19 protein-coding genes are annotated in these 19,564 nt (G+C 55.9%); 9 read left to right on the top strand and 10 right to left on the bottom strand.

From position 1 onward, the window contains the following. Window positions 1-30: 30 nt before the first annotated feature. Window positions 31-1,320: a Zn-dependent hydrolase gene (locus tag NG653_RS03160; RefSeq protein ID WP_252740216.1), complete on the bottom strand. Its 1,290-nt coding sequence runs from the start codon at window positions 1,318-1,320 to the stop codon at window positions 31-33. A 154-nt stretch (window positions 1,321-1,474) separates the two neighbouring features. On the opposite strand from NG653_RS03160, the gene NG653_RS03155 reads away from it, so the two are divergent. Beyond that, entirely contained in the window at window positions 1,475-2,092 is a 618-nt protein-coding gene (locus NG653_RS03155; RefSeq protein ID WP_252740215.1) for a trimeric intracellular cation channel family protein, read from the top strand. 10 nt (window positions 2,093-2,102) lie between these two features. Here NG653_RS03155 and NG653_RS03150 read toward each other — a convergent pair whose 3' ends face one another. After that, complete coding sequence (locus NG653_RS03150; protein ID WP_252740214.1) at window positions 2,103-2,831, bottom strand: peptidylprolyl isomerase; 729 nt, start codon at window positions 2,829-2,831, stop codon at window positions 2,103-2,105. Between the two features lie 76 nt (window positions 2,832-2,907). On the opposite strand from NG653_RS03150, the gene NG653_RS03145 reads away from it, so the two are divergent. Both NG653_RS03145 and NG653_RS03140 read left to right on the top strand, forming a co-directional pair. Further along, window positions 2,908-3,471: an NUDIX hydrolase gene (locus NG653_RS03145; RefSeq protein ID WP_370281065.1), complete on the top strand. Its 564-nt coding sequence runs from the start codon at window positions 2,908-2,910 to the stop codon at window positions 3,469-3,471. 24 nt (window positions 3,472-3,495) lie between these two features. Continuing rightward, window positions 3,496-4,308, top strand: coding sequence for a lysophospholipid acyltransferase family protein (locus NG653_RS03140; RefSeq protein ID WP_252740212.1), 813 nt, complete (start codon window positions 3,496-3,498; stop codon window positions 4,306-4,308). Here NG653_RS03140 and NG653_RS03135 read toward each other — a convergent pair. The 4 genes from NG653_RS03135 to xerD all read right to left on the bottom strand — a co-directional run bounded on the left by NG653_RS03135 (window position 4,305) and on the right by xerD (window position 7,968). Beyond that, window positions 4,305-4,958, bottom strand: a complete 654-nt coding sequence (locus NG653_RS03135) for a DUF8845 family protein (protein WP_252740211.1) — start codon at window positions 4,956-4,958, stop codon at window positions 4,305-4,307. The two genes, NG653_RS03140 and NG653_RS03135, sit on opposite strands and share 4 nt — an antisense overlap. 2 nt (window positions 4,959-4,960) lie before the next feature. Next, complete coding sequence (locus NG653_RS03130; protein WP_252740210.1) at window positions 4,961-5,455, bottom strand: RNA polymerase sigma factor; 495 nt, start codon at window positions 5,453-5,455, stop codon at window positions 4,961-4,963. Between the two features lie 123 nt (window positions 5,456-5,578). Further along, complete coding sequence (locus tag NG653_RS03125; RefSeq protein ID WP_252740209.1) at window positions 5,579-6,991, bottom strand: amidohydrolase; 1,413 nt, start codon at window positions 6,989-6,991, stop codon at window positions 5,579-5,581. A gap of 59 nt (window positions 6,992-7,050) precedes the next feature. Then, window positions 7,051-7,968 (bottom strand): site-specific tyrosine recombinase XerD, encoded by a 918-nt coding sequence (gene xerD, locus NG653_RS03120; RefSeq protein WP_252740515.1) that lies wholly within the window; start codon window positions 7,966-7,968, stop codon window positions 7,051-7,053. Between the two features lie 133 nt (window positions 7,969-8,101). Between xerD and NG653_RS03115 the strand changes: the two genes are divergently transcribed. Beyond that, a complete protein-coding gene (locus NG653_RS03115) occupies window positions 8,102-8,599 on the top strand; it encodes an outer membrane beta-barrel protein (RefSeq protein WP_252740208.1) in 498 nt (165 codons plus the stop codon). Window positions 8,600-8,768: 169 nt separating this feature from the next. Next, the gene (aroQ, locus tag NG653_RS03110; RefSeq protein ID WP_252740207.1) at window positions 8,769-9,182 is read left to right on the top strand and encodes a type II 3-dehydroquinate dehydratase; all 414 of its coding nucleotides are present in this window, start codon (window positions 8,769-8,771) and stop codon (window positions 9,180-9,182) included. Here aroQ and NG653_RS03105 read toward each other — a convergent pair. The 4 genes from NG653_RS03105 to NG653_RS03090 form a co-directional block, all read right to left on the bottom strand. Beyond that, window positions 9,179-9,463 carry a DUF3817 domain-containing protein gene (locus NG653_RS03105; RefSeq protein ID WP_252740206.1) on the bottom strand — a complete coding sequence of 95 codons (285 nt, stop codon included), beginning with the start codon at window positions 9,461-9,463 and terminating at the stop codon, window positions 9,179-9,181. The genes aroQ and NG653_RS03105 overlap by 4 nt on opposite strands. A gap of 29 nt (window positions 9,464-9,492) precedes the next feature. Further along, window positions 9,493-10,884: a dihydrolipoyl dehydrogenase gene (lpdA, locus tag NG653_RS03100; RefSeq protein WP_252740205.1), complete on the bottom strand. Its 1,392-nt coding sequence runs from the start codon at window positions 10,882-10,884 to the stop codon at window positions 9,493-9,495. A 122-nt stretch (window positions 10,885-11,006) separates the two neighbouring features. Then, window positions 11,007-11,495, bottom strand: a complete 489-nt coding sequence (gene msrB / locus NG653_RS03095; protein WP_252740204.1) for a peptide-methionine (R)-S-oxide reductase MsrB — start codon at window positions 11,493-11,495, stop codon at window positions 11,007-11,009. A 111-nt stretch (window positions 11,496-11,606) separates the two neighbouring features. After that, a complete protein-coding gene (locus tag NG653_RS03090) occupies window positions 11,607-12,161 on the bottom strand; it encodes a collagen-like protein (protein ID WP_252740203.1) in 555 nt (184 codons plus the stop codon). A 237-nt stretch (window positions 12,162-12,398) separates the two neighbouring features. Between NG653_RS03090 and NG653_RS03085 the strand changes: the two genes are divergently transcribed. From NG653_RS03085 to glgB, 4 genes are all read left to right on the top strand, one after another. Further along, entirely contained in the window at window positions 12,399-13,916 is a 1,518-nt protein-coding gene (locus tag NG653_RS03085; RefSeq protein ID WP_252740202.1) for an MFS transporter, read from the top strand. Window positions 13,917-14,039: 123 nt separating this feature from the next. Next, window positions 14,040-15,974 (top strand): alpha-1,4-glucan--maltose-1-phosphate maltosyltransferase, encoded by a 1,935-nt coding sequence (locus tag NG653_RS03080; protein ID WP_252740201.1) that lies wholly within the window; start codon window positions 14,040-14,042, stop codon window positions 15,972-15,974. A gap of 12 nt (window positions 15,975-15,986) precedes the next feature. Beyond that, window positions 15,987-17,621, top strand: coding sequence for a maltokinase N-terminal cap-like domain-containing protein (locus tag NG653_RS03075; protein WP_252740200.1), 1,635 nt, complete (start codon window positions 15,987-15,989; stop codon window positions 17,619-17,621). A gap of 8 nt (window positions 17,622-17,629) precedes the next feature. Next, on the top strand, window positions 17,630-19,525 hold the full coding sequence (gene glgB, locus NG653_RS03070; RefSeq protein WP_252740199.1) for a 1,4-alpha-glucan branching protein GlgB: 1,896 nt from the start codon (window positions 17,630-17,632) through the stop codon (window positions 19,523-19,525). The last annotated feature ends 39 nt before the right edge of the window (window positions 19,526-19,564 follow it).

Here is a 19,564-nt window from a genome sequence, read left to right as displayed (position 1 = left end):
TCGTTAAGCGTATTTAAAAGTCTTGCCGGGCTATTCTGCCAATGTTGCGTCGAGTTGCAACAGGCTTTTCAGCAGCACATTCGCCCCATTGGCGATATCTTCAGGGGAGGAATATTCCTCCGGGGAATGGCTGATCCCTCCCCGGCTGGGGATAAAGATCATCCCCACGGGGCAGATCAGCGCCATGTCCTGGGCATCGTGACCCGCCCCGCTGGGCATCTGCTGGTGGCTAAGCCCCAGGTCGGTTGCCGCCCGCCTGATCTCTTCCTGTATCCAGGGGGCCGTAAGGGCCGGCTTCCCGGAATAGGGCCGGGTAAAGGCGAACTGTGTTCCTGAGCTTTCCGCAATGGAATCGGCCCGGCCCTGGATGCGATCAAAAAGGGTGTCGATTACTGCATCGGAGAGGTCGCGGATTTCAAGGCTGAGGAGTACCTTTCCGGGGATGACGTTTGGGGCACCGGGATAGGCGTCAATCCGTCCTACCGTGGCCACCTGCCCCCCTTCCATGGCCAGGGCCTCTTCATTCACGGCCTGGATAAACCGGGAGGCCGCCAGCAAAGCGTCCTGCCGCATCCGCATGGGGGTGGTCCCGGCGTGGTTGGCCATGCCGCTGATGGTCACGTCCCACCACCGCAGGCCCACAATGCCTTCTACAACCCCGATATCCAGGCCTTTCCGTTCCAGGAGGCCCCCTTGTTCGATGTGCAGCTCCAGGAAGGCCGCCAGGCTGCCTTCTGGCCGGATCACTTCCTTAAGGCGGGTGGTGTCCCCTCCCAGGCGCTGTATGCCCTCCCCAATGGAATACCCGGTACTGTTGACCACCCCGAGGGCGCTGGGCCTGAGCACACCGGCCAGGGCGCTGCTTCCTGTTAACCCGCCTTCTTCATCGGTAAAAATGATTACCTCCAGCGGATGCCGGGTCCGGGTGCCGCTTTCTTCCAGGGTGCGGGCCACTTCAATGGCGGACATGGACCCCACGCACCCGTCATAATTTCCCCCCAGGGGCACCATATCGATATGGGAGCCAAAGGCGATGGGTTTCAGGTCGGGGTTGCGTCCGGGACGTCGCCCGATGATATTCCCGGCCGCGTCTATGGAGGTCTGCAGCCCGGCCTCTTCCATAAGCCCCACCACGTAGGCACGGGCTTCGAGGTCGCCGTCGCTGAAGGCGACCCGGTTGGGCCGGCCCTGCGCATCGCGGCCGAATTCGGCGAGCTGTCCGAGGGTTTGGTTCAGCCTTTCGGCATTCACCTTAAGGGATTCCTGTCCGGCGAGCAGCGCCGGCAGCAGGAAGAGCAAAACGAGTACAGGGTGTTTCATGGGAAGGCGGTTGTGGCATGGGTTAAGACTCGTGAAAAGGTACGAAGATTCACCCGAACCTGGGGCCTGAAGTGGCCACCCAGGCCAAAATTCGAAACCCGTATCGTGGGATAATGGAGCAAAGGGATATCTTTGGCCCGAACTTGCAGGTTACATGGAACAGCTTTATTTCACAGTCGATATCCTGGGCACGGTGGCTTTCGCCATTTCGGGAGTCCTGGTAGCCATGGAAAAGCGCCTCGACCTGTTCGGGGTTGGCATCATTGCCCTGGTGACCGCCCTGGGCGGGGGCACCCTCAGGGATTTGCTCATCGGGAACCTGCCGGTGAACTGGACCACCACCCTGGTGTATATGTACGTGATCCTGGGTTCCGTGATGGTGGCCGTAGTCTTCCAAAGCCGGCTGAAATACCTGAGGACCTCCCTGTTTTTGTTCGATACCATCGGCATTGGCCTCTACACCATGGTCGGGATCGAGAAGGGGATGGAGGCCGGCCTGCAACCGCTCATCTGTATCGCCCTGGGGACCATTACGGCCAGTTTTGGCGGGGTGCTCAGGGATATCCTCTGCAATGAAATCCCGGTTATCTTTCGAAAGGAGATCTATGCCACGGCCTGCATCCTGGGGGGAATCGGCTATTTCCTGTTGCTGAAAACCCCGCTGCCGCCAGCCTATGCCTACCTGTGCGGGGCCGGTCTGGTTATCGGGACCCGACTGCTTGCGGTCCGCTATGGGATCGCCCTGCCCGATATTTACCGGAAGCGCCTTTGAACCTGGCAGCTTAGTCCAGAACCTCGGCCTTGAGGATGTATACATTCTGGCTGGGCCAGTCCCCGTCGTCCACGGGCACCTGATTAATGCGGTCCACCACGTCCATCCCTTCGACCACCTTGCCGAAGGGGGTATAGTCCCCGTCGAGGTGGTAGGAGCCCGGGTCAGTCACCACGATGAAGAATTCATAGGGAGAGGCCAGCATGTGCGGGTTGTTGATCTCGCTTGACGGCATGGAGACCGTGCCCCGGTGGTGCCGGTAGCCTTTGCGCGTGTCGGGGGGAAGCAGGTACCTCCCGATTTCGGTCCGCTTCCGGGCCGTTTCCCTGTTGTCGGCATTCCCACCCTGTATGATAAAGCCGCGGACCACCCGGTGGAACATGGTGTTGTCAAAATACCCCTTGCGGGTGAGGTAGATGAAGTTGGCCTTGTGGTAGGGAACGTTGTCGTGCAGGGCAATGGTAAAGCTCCCGAGGCTGGTGGTCAGGCGTACGCGGTTGGCTTTGAGGTTTTTCTGGTAGTCAAAGAAAAAATCGATGGCATTTTCCTCCGTCAGCACGAAGGGCTCCTCCGCTTCTTTTTCTGATTTTTCGGAACGGGTCCCCGCTGCAGTTTCCAAAGAATCGGAGGCCTGGGGGGCAGCGGGTTCTTTGTTGGGTTTTTCTTTACTTTGCTCCCCGCAACCCAATATCCCTCCGGCAAGCAGGAGGAGGCTGAACAGGGCGATACGTTTCAACATGGAATTCGAGGATTTTTCGGGTCAGGTCCCAAAAATAAAAAAACTTCCCCTACCGGGGGAAACATCCCATCTGCAGATGGCACCTGAACTTCGTATCGCAGAGCTTCGGGAGGCGTATAACCGGCGTGAAAACTTCCGGCGGGCGGGGGTGATGGCCCTGTTCTACCCCGGGGCAGACCGGCAAACCAGGCTTTTGTTCATTATCCGAAATGCTTACCCCGGGGTACACTCCGGGCAGATTGCCTTCCCCGGCGGGCAGCAGGAAGGGGGAGACCGGGACCTGTGGGATACCGCCCTGCGGGAAACCCAGGAAGAGGTAGGGGTGCCCCCGGGCCTGGTGCGCCCAATCCGCCCCCTTTCACGCGTGTTTATCCCGCCGAGCAATTTCGAGGTGAGCCCCTTTATGGGCTATTGCGGCCAGACCCCGTCCTTCCGGCGGCAGCAATCGGAAGTGGCAGGCCTGCTGGAAGTTCCACTGGCCGAAATCCTCGACGATGCACGCCTGGTCACCCGAAGGCTTACCACTTCCTATGCCCACGACATTGAGGTGCCAGCCTTCGAGTTGCAGGGCCAGATCGTATGGGGGGCGACCGCCATGATGCTTAATGAGATCAAAACCCTTTTGAGGGAATTCTTCTGAACCTAATTTCGTAGTTTTGCAGGCATGGGGGTATTCAAAAAAAATCCTTTCGGCCATTATCTTTTCATCAAGAAATGGCTGATCCGCATCCTGGGGCTGCTGACCCACCAGCGCTACAAGGGGTTTAACAAACTGGAGATCGAAGGGTCCGACGTTATCCGTTCCCTTCCCGACAATAATGTGCTTTTTGTAAGCAACCACCAAACGTATTTCGCCGACGTGGTGGCCATGTTCCACGTCTTCAATGCCAGCCTGAGCGGGCGCGACGATTCCATCAAGAATATCGGCTACCTGTGGAACCCGAAACTCAATATCTATTATGTGGCGGCCCGGGAGACCATGAGCAAAAGCCTGTTGACCCGGATTCTGGCCTATGTGGGGTCCATCAGCATTGAGCGTACCTGGCGCGCCGGCGGTCAGGAGGTCAAAAGGCAGGTAAAATTCAGCGATATCAGCAATATAGGCAGGGCCCTCGGGGACGGATGGGTCATAACGTTCCCCCAAGGGACCACCACCCCGTGGAAACCCCTGAGGAAGGGGACCGCGCATATCATTAAAACTTACAAACCCGTGGTGGTACCCGTGGTCATCGACGGCTTCCGACGGTCGTTTGACAAAAAAGGCCTTTTCATCAAAAAGAAGGGGATCCTGCAGCATATGGTGATCAAGGAACCCCTGGATATCGACTACGAGAACGACACCGTCGGGGAAATCATGGAGAAGCTCGAATATGCCATCGAGCAGCACCCCTCCTTCCTGAAGGTAATCCCCATGGAAGAACTCATGGCCTATGAGGAATCCAACAAAGAACGGCGATGGAGGCCATCGCGCGACTAGGCTTCCATCCGCTTTAATTCCTGGTAGTTGCGGAACAGTTTCCGGGTAAGCAAACCGTAGAGCAGGAAGTAGATCCCCCCCATCAGGGCGGTAAAGAAGATGCCAGCGGCTGCCATGACCCCAATCATGATCCATTTCAGTTCCCCGGGGGATACCCGGCCCGGCCCGGGGGTAACGCCCAGGGAGGCCGCAAGGTTGTCATCCAGGTACATGCCCGTAACAAATACCGCGAAGACCAGCAGGATGAGGCTGAGGCTTACAATCACATAGTTTTTGACCGTCCTGCGGGTTCGGATGATCCGATTCATGAGTTTACGCGCATCGTCCAGGGCAGAAATTTCCCGGTATCGCTTATAAAACTGCAGGATAAAGAATAGCGCCACCAGGTACTGCACCGCAGTAAGGGCAATGAGCCATTGGTTGATGCCCAGGCTCCTGGCGATATCGTAGCTCGACCCGTCCCGGAAGGAAGGGATCAGGTAAAGCAGGTGCGGGAGGAGGAATTCGATAATGCTGATGTAGAAGATCCATCGGACCAGGGACGAGGATTTTTTCCAGATCATCTTATAAATCTGGTCATAGGAAAGCCTCGGGAGGTGTTCCTCCCTTTTTCGCCAGTCTTCCTTCAGTAATTCAAGTTCATCTATCATGGCTAAGGGTTCAGGATGGTCCTGAGTTTGGTTTTGATCCGGTTCATCTTCACCCGGGCATTCACTTCGGAGATACCCAGGGTTTCAGCGATCTCGCTGTAATTCCGGTCTTCCAGGTAAAGGAAAACCAGTGCTTTGTCAATATCGCCCAGCTGCCGTATGGCGCTGTACATGAGTTTTAATTGCTCCTCCACGGTAGGGTCGTACTCCTCGGCGCGGATTTTATAAATCACAGAGTCGTAATCCTGGGTATGGGGCTGTTTACGCGACTTCCGGTAAAGGGTTATGGCCGTATTGAGGGCCACCCGGTACATCCAGGTACTGAACTTGGAGTCCCCACGGAACCGGGGATACGCCTTCCAAAGCTGGATGGCGATCTCCTGGAACAGGTCGTTATGGGCTTCCCGGTTGTCGGTATACAGGCTGCACACCTTGTGAACAATATTCTGATTGCTCTCCAGTTCGGTCACAAATTGGTGCTCCAGCTCGGTATTCACGGGGTTGGGTTGATCTGATCCATAAGTAGGCGCAATGCCTTGTTTGTTACAGCAAGGTGATAAAAACAGGGAAACCGCCTCCCCAGGGGAAGCGGTTTTTGATATTGTCCACAATCCGCTGTCTTATTCCCGGTAATCGAGGGCCGGGGGTCGGTCCCCTAAAAGGGGGATGTATTTGAAATCGGCGCCCCTGCGCTCCAGGAATTCGGCCCGGCCCTCGGCCAGGGCCTTCGGATCCTTAAAAAGGTCGATGGCGGTGGCGGCCAGGGTCTTTGCGGCCACCATCATGCCTTTCAGGCCAATGGAGGTACCCCCGGCCGCCACGGCCTGCCAGCTGTGGGCAGGGGTCCCCGGCACCCAGGTCGCTATCCTCAGCCCGGCGGTGGGCACTGCAAAGCTTACGTCCCCTACATCGGTGGAGCCGTAGGCCTGGCTTTCGGTTTTAAAGGGCTGGACGCCGCGGGCCATATCCGCCTGGAGGCCCCCTGAGCCAAGGCTTTTGGCAATTTGTTCCGCGAAACGCATTTCCTCAGGGGTGTAGGCAACTCCGCCCACGGCTTCCAGGTTTTTGTGCATCACCTGTTGCAGGCGCACATTGGGGAGGAGTTCATAGGTGCCCCCGATCATCTCGTAGTCCATGGTCGTGCCGGTCCCCAGGGCCGCCCCTTCGGCCGCTTTGACGATCCGGTCGAAGATGTCGATGACCACTTCCCGGCTGTTGTGGCGGGCGTAATAATATACTTCGGCAAAATCGGGCACCACGTTGGGGGCTTTTCCCCCGTCGGTAATCACATAGTGTATCCTGGCTTTTTCGGGGATGTGTTCGCGCATCAGGTTCACCATGGCGTTCATGGCTTCCACCCCGTCCAGGGCAGAACGCCCTTTTTCCGGGGCTCCGGCGGCATGGGCGGAAACCCCGTGGAACCGGAATTTAGCCGATTTGTTGGCCAGGGAAGCGCTGGCGCTCGCATCGTTGCGGTCCCCGGGGTGCCAGTGCAGGGCCACATCAAGGTCGTCGAAGAGGCCGGCCCGGGTCATATACACTTTTCCGGACCCCCCTTCTTCCGCGGGGCACCCGTAAAAACGGATGGTACCCTGCTGCCCGCCCCGGGCGAGCCAGTCCTTTGCGGCAATGGCTGCAGCGGCCGAGGCCGTGCCAAACAAATGGTGCCCGCAGGCATGCCCGGCCTCCCCCCCGGCGGAAAGCTTCTCAGGAGTGGCCTGCTGGGAAAGCCCGGGGAGGGCGTCAAATTCCCCCAGGATGCCAATAACCGGGGAACCACTTCCGTATTCTGCTACAAATGCCGTGGGGATTCCCGCCACCCCGGCTTCGATGCGAAAGCCGGCATCGGCAAGGGTCTTTTGCAGCAGGGCCGAGCTTTGGACCTCCTGGTATCCCATTTCGGCCCATTCCCAGATTTGAAGGGCGATTTTTCCGTAGGCTTCGGATTTAAGATCTAAGGCCCTGAGGGCATCTTCCTGTGCCCGGACCCCCCAGAGGGAAGCCGCGAGCAGGAGCATAAGTGTATACTTCATCGGAGCAAATGTTTTGTTTCCTAAAGATACGATAACCGGGCTATCTGCCAAGGGTTCCTTCAGGGGGTAGTGGCGTCCCCTTCACGCCTGGGGTGGAAGGCATTTACCACCTCCGAGAGGTGCTGTCGGTCGAGGTGCATGTAGACCTCGGTGGTGGTGATGCTTTCGTGGCCGAGCATTTGCTGGATGGCCCGGATATCGGCCCCGTTTTTGAGCAGGTGTGTCGCAAAGGAATGCCGAAAGGTATGCGGACTAACTTTTTTGCGCAGCCCCGCCTCCGCGGTCAGGCGCTGCACGATGGTAAAGACCATGTTCCGCGAAAGCCCTTTGCCCCGGCGGTTTAGGAACAACAGGTCCTCATAGCCTTTCCCCGGCCTGAAATGGGGACGGACCTCGAGCATATACAGCCGGAGGTATTTCTGGGTGGCAGGGCTTACCGGCACGAAGCGCTGCTTGTTGCCCTTGCCGGTCACTTTGATGAACCCTTCTTCGAAAAAAAGGTCGCTCAGGCGAAGGCCAAGGAGTTCGGATACGCGCAGGCCACACCCGTAAAGGGTTTCCAGGATGGCGTGGTTGCGTTCCCCTTCCGGGGTAGACCGGTCGATGGCCCCAATGATCAGGTCGATTTCCTCCACGCTCAGGGTATCGGGAAGTTTCCGGCCCAATTTTGGGGATTCTATGAGCTCCATAGGGTTGTCTTCCCGGTAATTCTCAAAAACCAGGTAATCGAAAAACCCCCTCAACCCTGAAAGGATACGGGCCTGGGACCGGGCCTGCAGGGTTTCCCCAACCGTGTGGATAAAGGCTTCCAGGTCTTCCCGTTGTGTTTTCAGGGGCGGCACCCCTTCCCGTTCCCCTTCCAGGAACGCTGCCAGTTTTTGTACATCCTGCCGGTAACTGGCTATGGAATTCCTGGCCAGCCCGCGTTCCAGCCGGAGGTAATGGGTATAGTCCGTAAGGGCCTGTTTCCAGTTCACCAGGTAAAGATAGGGATTTGAAGTGCCCCTGTCCAGCGCGAACCCGGGAGAAAAAAAAATGGCCAGCATGAAACAAAATGCCAGTTTTGTCGTTCTTTACCGATAATCCAATTCTCACTAAAAAACAACGAGTATGAAAAAAGTACTGTTTATTGCATTTTTGATGGTTTCAGGACTGGCCCTTCAGGCCCAGGAAGGCTTCAGGGCCGGAATCAACCTGGCGATCCCCACAGGGGATGCCTCCGATGTCTCCGGTTTCAGCATTGGCCTCGATGTGAATTACCTGTGGAGTGTATCAGATTCTTTTGATGCTGGTATTGCTGCCGGGTTTACCAATGCCTTTGGAAAGGAAATCGAAGTGCCTGGCTTTGGAAGCTTTGAGGTGGACGATGTACAATTCCTCCCGATCGCTGCTGCCGGACGTTTCCACGCCACTGATAAATTCAGGGTTGGCGCCGACCTCGGCTACGCCATTGGCATCAGCGATGGCAATGACGGGGGCTTCTATTACCGTCCTATGGTCGGGTATGGCCTGAACGAAAGCATGGAACTCAACCTTTCGTACACCGGAATCAGCCTCGATGGAGGAACCTGGTCTACTATTGGGCTGGGCTTTATGTATTCCTTCTAGGTTCACCCCAGGGGTGCCCATAAATATGAAAAGCGGAGGTAACCCCTCCGCTTTTTTTTTACGGTAACCCGGTCACACCGATCCGGGGCTGCCCTACAGGTGGGTATATGCTCCGAACTTTGTACCTTAGCCCAAGGGGTCGGCCTGTAGCGCCCTCCCGCAGAAGCTTATGAAACTACTGATTATCAACGGGCCGAACCTGAACCTGCTGGGAAAGCGGGAGCCCGAAATCTATGGGGGCCAGTCTTTTGAAGCCTTTTTCAGCCAATTGCAATCGCGCTTCCCGGAAGTGGAACTGGAGTATTTCCAGTCGAACATCGAAGGGGAGCTGATCGATAAGCTCCAGGATGCCGGCTTTTCCTATGACGGGATCATCCTGAATGCGGCTGCATACACCCACACCTCGGTGGGTATCGGCGATGCGGTAAAGGCTATTGAAACCCCTGTGGTGGAGGTCCATATTTCCAACCTTGCCACCCGAGAGCCCTTCCGTCACGAATCGCATATTTCCGCAGGGGCCCGTGGGGTTATCTTCGGTTTTGGCCTGAAGGGATACGCGTTGGCCGTCCAGAGTTTTCTTTAGGCCTCCATCGGCTTCAGCAGCCGTGATTCCAGGTAGAAAGTGGCAAAGGGGAGCAGGGACGCCAGAATAAGGTAGAGGTACACCTTATTGCTCCAGTTGCGCTCCCGCCAGAGGAAGGTGGCCAGCACTATATAGGCTATAAACAGGGCGCCATGCGCATACCCGATGTAAATATTCGGCTCCCGAAGGCCGGCCCAGTATTTCAGGGGCATGCTCAGGGCAAAAAGGAGCAGGTACGAAACCCCCTCTGCAAGGGCCACCCATCGAAAAGTCTTTAGCACGATCGTTTATTTTTTTGGATTGAGGAACATTAAAGGTGGATCACCTCGTCATATGCCGCCGCCACAGCTTCCATCACCGCTTCGCTCATGGTAGGGTGGGGGTGTACCGCCTTGAGGATTTCATGGCCGGTGGTTTCGAGCTTTCGGGCAACCACGGCTTCCGCGATCATATCGGTTACCCCGGCCCCAATCATGTGGCAACCCAGCCACTCGCCATAGCGGGCATCGAAAATCACCTTCACAAACCCGTCGGCATGCCCCGATGCCTTGGCCTTCCCGCTGGCGGAAAAGGGGAATTTCCCCACCTTGATCTCATAGCCTTTATCACGGGCCTGCTTTTCGGTAAGCCCAACCGAGGCCACTTCAGGGGAGCAATAGGTGCACCCGGGGATGTTCCCGTAATCGAGGGGCTCCACATGCATCCCGGCGATCTTCTCCACGCAGAGGATGCCTTCAGCTGAGGCCACGTGGGCCAGGGCAGGGCCCGGGGTTACATCCCCGATGGCGTAGTACCCCGGGATGTTGGTCTGGTAGAAATCGTTCACTACGATTTTGTCGCGGTCCGTGGCAATGCCCACCGCTTCCAGGCCGATATTTTCAATATTGGTTTTGATGCCTACGGCGGAAAGGAGGATATCGGCCTCCAGGATTTCTTCGCCTTTCGGGGTTTTGACGGTGGCCCTGACGCCTTTGCCGCTGGTATCCACCTTCGTCACCTCGGATGAGGTCATGATTTTAATTCCCGACTTCTTGAAGCTTCGCTCCAGTTGTTTGGAGACTTCTTCGTCTTCCACCGGGACGATATTTGGCAGGTATTCCACAACGGTTACCTCCGTGCCCATGGCATTGTAGAAATAGGCGAACTCCACGCCTATGGCCCCGCTGCCCACCACGATCATTTTTTCGGGTTGTTTTTCCAGGGTCATGGCCTTGCGGTAGCCAATCACTTTTTCACCGTCCTGCGGCAGGTTGGGCAGCTCGCGGCTGCGTGCCCCGGTGGCAATAATGATGTGGGAAGCCCCATAGGTGGTTTCCTTCCCATCTTCCCCCCGGACGGTTACTTTTTTCCCGGGCAACAGGGTCCCATGGCCCTGTAAGACCTCAATTTTGTTCTTTTTCATCAGGAACTGCACCCCTTTGCTCATCCCGTCGGCTACCTGTCGGCTGCGCGCAACCACCGCATCGAAATCCTTGTCGGCTTCTTTGACCTTCAGGCCATATTCTTCAGCATGCTGCAGGTAATTGAACACCTGGGCCGACTTCAGCAGGGCCTTGGTAGGGATACAACCCCAGTTCAGGCAAACCCCTCCCAGGCTTTCTTTTTCTACAATAGCGGTTTTCAGGCCCAGTTGCGAGGCGCGGATCGCAGTTACATATCCCCCCGGGCCACTCCCTAAAACAATGACGTCAAAAGTATTCATGCTGGTGTTGGTTTCTTGAAAAATTGCCTGCCAAAGGTACAAAACCGAATTGAAAGCAAAGCCCCCATCGGGTCGTTTAGACCCCATGGGGTACCCGGCGGTTTCCCACCTGGGCCAAGCCGTTAATTTTCAGGGACAAAATCCAGGGCTGCCCCGTTGATGCAGTGACGCATCCCGGTGGTTTCCCCCGGCCCGTCGTCAAAAACATGCCCCAGGTGCCCCCCGCAGCGGGCGCAGTGTTCCTCGGTCCGTTTGTACCCGATTTCGTAATCCACGCTGTAGGCCACATTCCCTTCGATCTCCCGGTCAAAGCTGGGCCATCCGGTACCGGAATCGAATTTGTGTTCGCTCCGGAAAAGGGGGTGGCCGCAGCCTGCACAGACGTAAGTCCCTTTTTGTTTGTTTTTGAGCAGGTCGCTGGTTCCGGGTCTTTCAGTGCCGGCTTTCCGGAGTACATAATATTCAAGTTCGGTGAGGGATTCCCGCCACTCGGCGTCGGTTTTGGATACGGGGTAGGAGGTGCCCTCCCCGGAAGGGTCAGGGGCTTTTTGAGATTGGCCCTGGCAGCCCAGCATCAGGCCAATGGCGAGAAACAAAAGTTTTTTTTTCATAGCGCATATTTTTTTTGGCCGGGGAGCTTGACCCCCCGGGTTTCAAAGATAGGGGATTCATAAAAAATGCCCTGCAGCGGGCAGGGCATTTGCGGTATTTGGCAGGGGGAATTAATCCAGTTGGAATCGTGGGATATTCCCTTCCTTCACATTCAGGAAATTGAGCACTTCCGACATGTTGCTGGTATCCAGCCCGGCGCCATCGGCCGGCAATATGGCGATGCGGAAGGTCTGGTTATCCGTATCCCCCGGCAGCAGGGTACCCAGGTCAAAATCGGCCTCCAGGAAAATGGAGACATCCAGGAAGGTGTGGTCGTAATTATACTGCAGGATCCCCTGGTTGAGCACCCTGGTCTGGGGAAGGAGCCTCCATACATCGATCGGGCCGGTGGGGTCGTCAAACTGTTCCCAGAGGATGTAGACCAAAACCACATCCGTTTCGAAGACTTCCACGGATGGGGCATCTTCAGAAAATACCGAGAAGAGGGAGTAGTTGTTGGCAGGGGTGAAATCGCCGGTAATCTCGTAAATCTGCCCCAGGATATTCACCCCGTCAAGGCCGTCCTGGCCATCGAAGCCGGGAGGGCCCGGAGGTCCGGTAGGGCCTTCACACGAGAGGGTGGTAAGGGCGAGGAACAGGGCTGAAAGCAATACAGATTTTTTCATAAGGGTTAGATTTTAGTTGATAATCAGGGCTCCGGCCCCGTTTCCTGTAGTGTGGCAAAAAGCGTTCCAAAAATATAATTACATAATAAATCGCCTGATGATGAAGGCGTTACCATCCTGTTTGGGAGGATAACGCCCGTCAACCGGCATTGTGCTCCTTCTGAAGGGAAAAATACTATATTTATTCCGGAGTCGATTCCGTGCCTACTGAAAATACTGCGACCGCACCTGACCACTATGAAAAAACGCACCCTGAGTTTCTGGGAAATCTGGAACATGAGTTTCGGTTTCCTGGGCATACAGTTTGGATTTGCCCTGCAAAATGCCAATACCTCCCGGATCTTCGAAACCCTCGGGGCCGAGGTGGAAAGCATCCCCATCCTATGGATCGCGGCCCCCGTTACCGGGTTGGTGGTCCAACCCATTATCGGGTATTTTTCGGATCGCACCTGGACGCGCCTGGGGAGGCGTAGGCCCTACTTCCTGGTAGGCGCAGTGCTGGCTTCCCTTGCCCTGTGCATCATGCCGAATTCCCCTTCCCTGTGGGTGGCTGCCGGGATGCTGTGGATCATGGATGCTTCCATCAACATCTCCATGGAACCTTTCCGGGCCTTTGTGGGCGATAACCTCCCTTCCGAACAACGAACCCTGGGTTTTGCCATGCAGAGTTTTTTCATCGGCATTGGGGCCGTGGTGGGGTCTGTTATGCCCTATGTTTTCACGAACTGGCTGGGGATCAGCAATACCGCCCCCGAGGGGGTGATTCCTGACTCGGTCAAGTGGTCTTTCTATATGGGGGCCGTGGTCTTCTTGCTCGCCGTATTATGGACGGTTTTCCGTTCCAGGGAATACAGCCCGGCAGAACTGGAAGCCTTTGAAGACCACCAGGCGACGGTACCCCCGGAACTTACGGCAGGGGAAAACGAACTTCGGATCCGGAAACTCCGGAATTACGGGGTGGCCATGGTCCTCCTGGGAGGGGGGGCTACCCTGCTGCCCTATTATTATGGCCTGCAGAAAGAGCTCTATGTACTCACCGTCGGTTTCCTGATTGTCGGGATCCTGTTCCTGGCAGCCTCGGCGGTACGCCGGAAAGTCGGCCGCAATGGCTTTGTCATTATCATGACCGACCTCCTTTACATGCCGGGGACCATGAAACAGCTCGCCTGGGTGCAGTTCTTTTCCTGGTTTGCCCTTTTTTCGATGTGGATCTATACCACCCAGGCTGTCACCGGCCATGTTTACGGCACCCGCGATACTACCAGTGCCCTTTATAATGACGGGGCCGACTGGGTAACGGTACTCTTCGGGGTATACAATGGCGTGGCAGCCCTGGTCGCCTTCCTCCTCCCTGTGCTGGCGAAAATGACCAGCAGGAAAATTACCCACCTCCTGGCCCTTACCCTGGGAGGCCTCGGACTTATTTCAGTCTATTTTATTACAGACCCCGACTGGTTGCTGCTTTCCATGGTAGGGGTGGGCATTGCCTGGGCGAGCATCCTTTCTGTTCCCTATGCCATGCTGGCCGGTGCCCTCCCACCTAAAAAAATGGGATATTATATGGGGGTGTTTAATTTCTTTATCGTCATCCCCCAGATGGTAGCCGCCACCCTGCTTGGGTTTATCGTAAACCAGTTCTTCGGGAACCAGCCCGTGTATGCCCTGATTGTTGGGGGAGTGGCCATGATCCTTTCCGGGTTGCTGACCCTGAGGGTCCACGACCAGGCAGTAATTTCCGTCGATGGGCTGGGGTAGGCCAAAGGTCTGCCGGCTATGGGAAGGGCGCTTGCGGGTAGTGCCCCGGGCCGTCACACAGGCAATTACCACTTTAATTTATATCTTTAATCGAACTTAAACCGCAAAAGCACCGATAAACCTATGATGCAGCAAGAACGGGTGGTGATCGATGACCTCCGGCCCCAGATTAATTGTGGGAAATTCTTTATCAAACGGGTAGTGGGCGAACAGGTCGTGGTATCGGCCGACGTCCTTCCCGATGGGCACGACGTCATCCAGGCGGAGGTGCTCTACAAGCACCAGTCGGCCCGCAAGTGGGAGGAAGTACGGATGGAACCCCTGCCCAACGACCGGTGGCAGGCCGCCTTTACGGTCAGCCGCCAGGGCTTCTATGAATACAAGGTAAGGGGCTGGGTAGATTATGCCCTGAACTGGCAACATGGGATCGAGGCCAAGATCCGCGACGGGCAGCATGTCAAAAGTGAATTGCTCGATGGCATACAATACCTTGACTATGTGAGCAGTAAGGCCGAAAAATTCGACCGAGAATACGTAAAAACACTTGCCTCCCGGTTTAAAAATGAAGGCGATTATGAACAGGCCGTAAAGGAAGCGGTTTCAGAACGGCTCCATGGACTCTTCCTGAAATACCCGGGCCGGTTCCTGGCGCACACCTCCAGGGTCCTGCAGGTATATGTAGACCGCAAACGGGCCAATTTTTCCACCTGGTACGAATTTTTCCCCAGGTCGGCTGCTCCGGAACCCGGAAAGCACGGAACCTTCAAAGACTGCGAGCGGCTCCTGCCCAGGATCGCAAAAATGGGCTTTGATACCGTCTACTTCCCCCCGGTTCACCCCATTGGGGAGGTTAACCGAAAAGGAAAAAACAATACCACCCAGGCAAAGGAAGGCGATTCCGGGGTGCCCTGGGCCATCGGCTCACGTTTCGGGGGTCACCGGCACCTGCACCCTGAACTGGGTTCGGAGGATGATTTTCGAAACCTTATCCGCGCTGCCGGGGAACTGGGCCTGGAGGTTGCCATGGACCTGGCATTCCAGGCAGCGCCTGACCACCCCTATCTAACCGAGCACCCGGAATGGTTCCGAAAACGGCCGGACGGTACCATCCAGTATGCCGAAAACCCGCCAAAGAAGTACCAGGACATCGTCAATTTCTGGTTTGAAAGTCCCCAGTACAAGGCCCTTTGGAAGGAACTGCTGGAGGTTACCCTGCAGTGGGTGGGCTTCGGGATCCGGATCTTCCGCGTCGATAACCCCCACACCAAGCCGTATCGGTTCTGGAACTGGCTGATCGCCGAGGTGAAGAAAAAGCACCCCGATGTCCTGTTCCTGGCGGAAGCCTTTTCCCGGCCCCGGGTGATGCAGCAACTGGCCAAGCAGGGCTTCAGCCAGTCGTATACCTATTTTACCTGGAGGGTCCAGAAACAGGAACTCATCGAGTATATGGTCGAGCTCACCCAGTCGGAAATGCGGGAGTACTACCGCCCCAACTTCTGGCCCAACACCCCGGACATCAACCCCTACCACCTTCAGGGGCAGGGGGAGGCAATGCACATAATCCGCTATGCGCTGGCCGCTTCGCTCTGCGGGAATATCGGGATCTATGGCCCTGTTTTCGAGTACATGGTCTCCGAACCCTATCCGGGAAAGGAGGAATACCTGGATTCGGAAAAATACGAGATCCGGCACTGGGATTGGGGGCGCGAGAACAAACTGACCCACATTATCGGCAAACTAAATGCGATCCGAAAGGCCCACCCGGCCTTGCAGCAGACCAATAATATCCGGTTTTGCGGGCTTGAAAACCAGCAGATGCTGGCGTTTTACAAATGGGATGATGCCGGGCACGACCGCCTGCTGGTCATTATCAGCCTTGACCCGCACAGTACCCAGCAGGGTTATGTACAGCTTCCCCTCGACGCCCTGGGGGTTGGGGCCGGCACGCGCCTGGAGCTCCACGACCTGATGACCCATACCAGCTACCATTGGGAGGCTGAATGGAACTATGTCGCCCTGCACCCGGATCTGCCCATACACCTGTTTCACATCCGATAGAAGCCGAAGACCATGGAGAAAAAGACGGTTGAAGCCCCTAAAAAAACCACCTACGCCTTTGATGTCCCCTGGGAACAGTTACTGGACGAGGGAGGATTCATGAAGGTATTCCTTTCCGAGGTGCTCGAGAACTATGTACAGCAGCAACGCTGGTACGGTGGAAAGTCCAGTACCTTGAAATATATAGAGCTGCAGGAGTATTTCCGCATCCAGCAACGGGAGGAGGTCTACTACGGGTTGTTGCTGGAAGTCAATTTTGAAGAGGCGTTTTTCCAACATTATTTCCTGCCCATTGCGTTTGTTTCCGACGAGAGTTTTGCGGAGAAGGACCGCATATTGCCTGTTACCATCGGTGGGGTTGAAGGGTTTATCATCGATGCGGTGAACCTCGAGGCCTTTCGCAGGCTGGTCTATGAGCGGATCGCCACCGCCGAGCCGAACGATACCACCCGGGTGCGGTACCACAGGAGCGCCATCTTCGAGCCGGGCCCCTATGAAACCTCTAAATTCATGGGCCTTGAGCAAAGCAATACCTCCATCATCATCAACGGCCGGTCCGTCATCAAGTTCTTCAGGAGGATCTACGCCGACAAGAACCCTGATTACGAGATGAGCCGTTTCCTTTCGGAGCGAAAGGGATACAAAAACACCCCGGCCTACCAGGGAAGCCTGAGCATCATGGATGCCGATAATGCCAATATCACCATCGCCCTGATGCAGGAACTGGTCCCCAACCAGGGGGATGCCTGGGAATTTATGCTGGGGGAACTCCACAAGATTTTCTCCAACCTGGAATACAAGGGCATCGATGCGGAAAACCTCCCCAATGTGGAGTTATTCCAACGGCTTAAAATACGGGAAGTGCCCCCCGAGATCATCGACTGGGCAGGCCTGAATATTTTCCTGAAACTGCAGAAACTGGCGCAGCGCACAGCCGAAATGCATATTGCGCTGGGCTCGGAATTCGAGGATACGGCATTCACCCCCGCCCACTTTAACGGGGATTACGAGGTATGGCTCAAAAACCGCCTCTTGTATATGTTCCAGAACCGGTTGAATACGGTGGAAAATAACCTTCATCGCCTCGAGGGCACCACCCTGGAACTGGCCACCGAATTCCTGGAACGCAAAAATGAAATCCGAAAGCGATTTGTGAATTTTGACTGGACCAAATTAAAGGGGGAGCGCCTGCGGGTCCATGGCGATTACCACCTCGGCCAGGTATTGGTGCAGGGCGACGATTTTTACCTCCTCGATTTTGAAGGGGAACCGGAAAGCACCATCCGCGACCGGAAGGTCAAGCAGCCCCCCTTGAAGGATATCGCGGGAATTTTCAGGTCGTTCCACTATGCCGTATATGCCACTATCTTCAACCACGAAGGGGAATATCCGTATTCCAGGGAGGCCCTTTTCCGGGCCGGGGAACTGCTCTACCGTTATTTTACCGGGGTGTTTATGGAAACCTATGTGCAATTGATTCAGGTCCATAACATCGACATCGGCTACAGCGCAGAGCGCATTTTCCTGCTCAAGTACTGTATGCTGGAAAAAGCCGTTTATGAATTGGGTTATGAAATGAATTCCCGCCCCCACTGGGCTGTGATCCCCCTGGAAGGCATCCGCAGCATTATCAACGATAAAAACTAAAGCAAAATATGGGAAATGTAGTCCCCCACAGCTTATTTTCGGATTTCGACATTGAACTATTCAAGGCGGGGAAGCATTTCCGCCTCTATGAAAAACTCGGTTCCCACCTCACGGAGGTCAATGGGGTAAAAGGGGTTTACTTTGCCGTTTGGGCGCCGTCGGCCAAGGCGGTTTCCGTGGTCGGTGATTTCAATTACTGGCTGGAGGGGGAGCATCCCCTCAGCGTGCGCTGGGACCAAAGCGGAATCTGGGAAGGGTTTATTCCGGGGGTCGAACGCGGGGCACTCTACAAATACAAAATCCATTCGCACCACAACGACATAAAGACGGAAAAGGCGGACCCCTTTGCCCGCTATTGCGAGGCGCCCCCGAAGACGGCATCGGTGGTCTGGGAGTCGAATTACCCCTGGAAGGATGGTGCCTGGATGCAAAGCCGGGCAGCGCACAACAGCCTCGACCAACCGTTTTCGGTGTATGAGGTACACCTGGGTTCGTGGAGGCGCGGCAAGGGGGGGCGGTTCCTTTCCTACGTGGAACTGGCGAAGGAACTGGTCGCCTATGTGAAGGAGATGAACTTTACCCATGTGGAGCTGATGCCCATTATGGAGTACCCCTATGACCCTTCCTGGGGATACCAGCTCACCGGGTATTTTGCCCCGACCTCCCGTTTCGGGAAGCCGGAAGATTTCAAATTGCTGGTGGATGCCCTGCACCAGAACGGCATCGGGGTGATCCTGGACTGGGTGCCCTCGCACTTCCCGGAAGACGCGCACGGGCTGGGCTTTTTTGACGGGTCGCACCTCTATGAGCACCCCGACAGGCGGAAAGGGTATCACCCCGACTGGAAAAGCCTGATCTTCAACTACGGCAGGAACGAAGTGCGGGCCTTCCTGATCAGCAATGCCCTTTTCTGGCTCGACCAGTACCATATTGACGGCCTCAGGGTCGATGCCGTGGCCTCCATGCTCTACCTCGACTATTCCCGGGAAGAAGGGGAATGGGAACCGAACATCTATGGGGGACGGGAAAACCTCGAGGCGATATCTTTCCTGAAAGAGCTCAATGCCGAAGTCTATGGCAATTACCCCGGGGTGCAGACCATCGCAGAGGAATCCACCTCCTTTCCCATGGTTTCCAGGCCCGTGAGCCTTGGCGGGCTCGGATTCGGGATGAAGTGGATGATGGGCTGGATGCACGATACCCTGGAATATTTCAAAAAGGAACCCATTTACCGGAGGCACCACCAGAATGACCTCACCTTCAGCATGACTTACGCGTTTACCGAGAATTTCATGCTGCCTTTTTCCCATGACGAGGTCGTATATGGCAAGCAATCCCTCTTGTATCGCATGCCAGGGGATGAATGGCAGCGTTTTGCCAACCTTCGCCTGTTGTTTGGATACATGTTCACCCACCCCGGCACGAACCTCCTGTTCATGGGAGGGGAATTCGGGCAGTCGTCGGAATGGAATTTCCAGCAAAGCCTAGATTGGCACCTGCTGCAGTATGATTTCCATAAGGGGGTCCAGGCCCTGGTGCAGGACCTGAATACCCTGTACAGGGGCCAGCCTGCCCTGTACGAAAAGCAGTTCAGCCCCGAAGGGTTCCAGTGGATCGATTACGGCGACTGGGAAAATTCCGTCCTTACTTTTATCCGCAAGGGCAGGGATTCCAAAGATGACCTTATTGTAGCCTGCAATTTCACCCCTGTGCCCCGGGAGGGATACCGGATCGGGGTGCCCAAAACCCGGCAGCTGAAGGAGATTTTCAACTCCGATGCAACCCGGTATGGGGGCAGCGGCATGGAAAATGGGTCCGCAAAGGTTTCCAGGACCCCCTGGCATGGCTTTGATCGTTCTATTTCCGTGAACTTGCCACCCCTCGGGGTCGTTATTTTCAGGTAAACAAGGGGCGCAAACGATGTAGTTCATATTTGGGAGCCT

Origin of the sequence: Robiginitalea marina (genome assembly GCF_024006985.1) — a bacterium.
Classification (GTDB): Bacteria; Bacteroidota; Bacteroidia; order Flavobacteriales; family Flavobacteriaceae; genus Robiginitalea; species Robiginitalea marina.
The sequence above is the reverse complement of the archived record's forward strand: the minus strand, read 5'-3'. Positions and strand labels throughout refer to the sequence as shown.

Bases quoted from the DNA above. Each gene is read 5' to 3' on its own strand.
- NG653_RS03160 (WP_252740216.1), bottom strand. From the start codon at position 1,320: ATGAAACACCCTGTACTCGTTTTGCTCTTCCTGCTGCCGGCGCTGCTC.
- NG653_RS03155 (WP_252740215.1), top strand. From the start codon at position 1,475: ATGGAACAGCTTTATTTCACAGTCGATATCCTGGGCACGGTGGCTTTC.
- NG653_RS03150 (WP_252740214.1), bottom strand. From the start codon at position 2,831: ATGTTGAAACGTATCGCCCTGTTCAGCCTCCTCCTGCTTGCCGGAGGG.
- NG653_RS03145 (WP_370281065.1), top strand. From the start codon at position 2,908: ATGGCACCTGAACTTCGTATCGCAGAGCTTCGGGAGGCGTATAACCGG.
- NG653_RS03140 (WP_252740212.1), top strand. From the start codon at position 3,496: ATGGGGGTATTCAAAAAAAATCCTTTCGGCCATTATCTTTTCATCAAG.
- NG653_RS03135 (WP_252740211.1), bottom strand. From the start codon at position 4,958: ATGATAGATGAACTTGAATTACTGAAGGAAGACTGGCGAAAAAGGGAG.
- NG653_RS03125 (WP_252740209.1), bottom strand. From the start codon at position 6,991: ATGAAGTATACACTTATGCTCCTGCTCGCGGCTTCCCTCTGGGGGGTC.
- NG653_RS03115 (WP_252740208.1), top strand. From the start codon at position 8,102: ATGAAAAAAGTACTGTTTATTGCATTTTTGATGGTTTCAGGACTGGCC.
- aroQ (WP_252740207.1), top strand. From the start codon at position 8,769: ATGAAACTACTGATTATCAACGGGCCGAACCTGAACCTGCTGGGAAAG.
- lpdA (WP_252740205.1), bottom strand. From the start codon at position 10,884: ATGAATACTTTTGACGTCATTGTTTTAGGGAGTGGCCCGGGGGGATAT.
- msrB (WP_252740204.1), bottom strand. From the start codon at position 11,495: ATGAAAAAAAAACTTTTGTTTCTCGCCATTGGCCTGATGCTGGGCTGC.
- NG653_RS03090 (WP_252740203.1), bottom strand. From the start codon at position 12,161: ATGAAAAAATCTGTATTGCTTTCAGCCCTGTTCCTCGCCCTTACCACC.
- NG653_RS03085 (WP_252740202.1), top strand. From the start codon at position 12,399: ATGAAAAAACGCACCCTGAGTTTCTGGGAAATCTGGAACATGAGTTTC.
- NG653_RS03080 (WP_252740201.1), top strand. From the start codon at position 14,040: ATGATGCAGCAAGAACGGGTGGTGATCGATGACCTCCGGCCCCAGATT.
- NG653_RS03075 (WP_252740200.1), top strand. From the start codon at position 15,987: ATGGAGAAAAAGACGGTTGAAGCCCCTAAAAAAACCACCTACGCCTTT.
- glgB (WP_252740199.1), top strand. From the start codon at position 17,630: ATGGGAAATGTAGTCCCCCACAGCTTATTTTCGGATTTCGACATTGAA.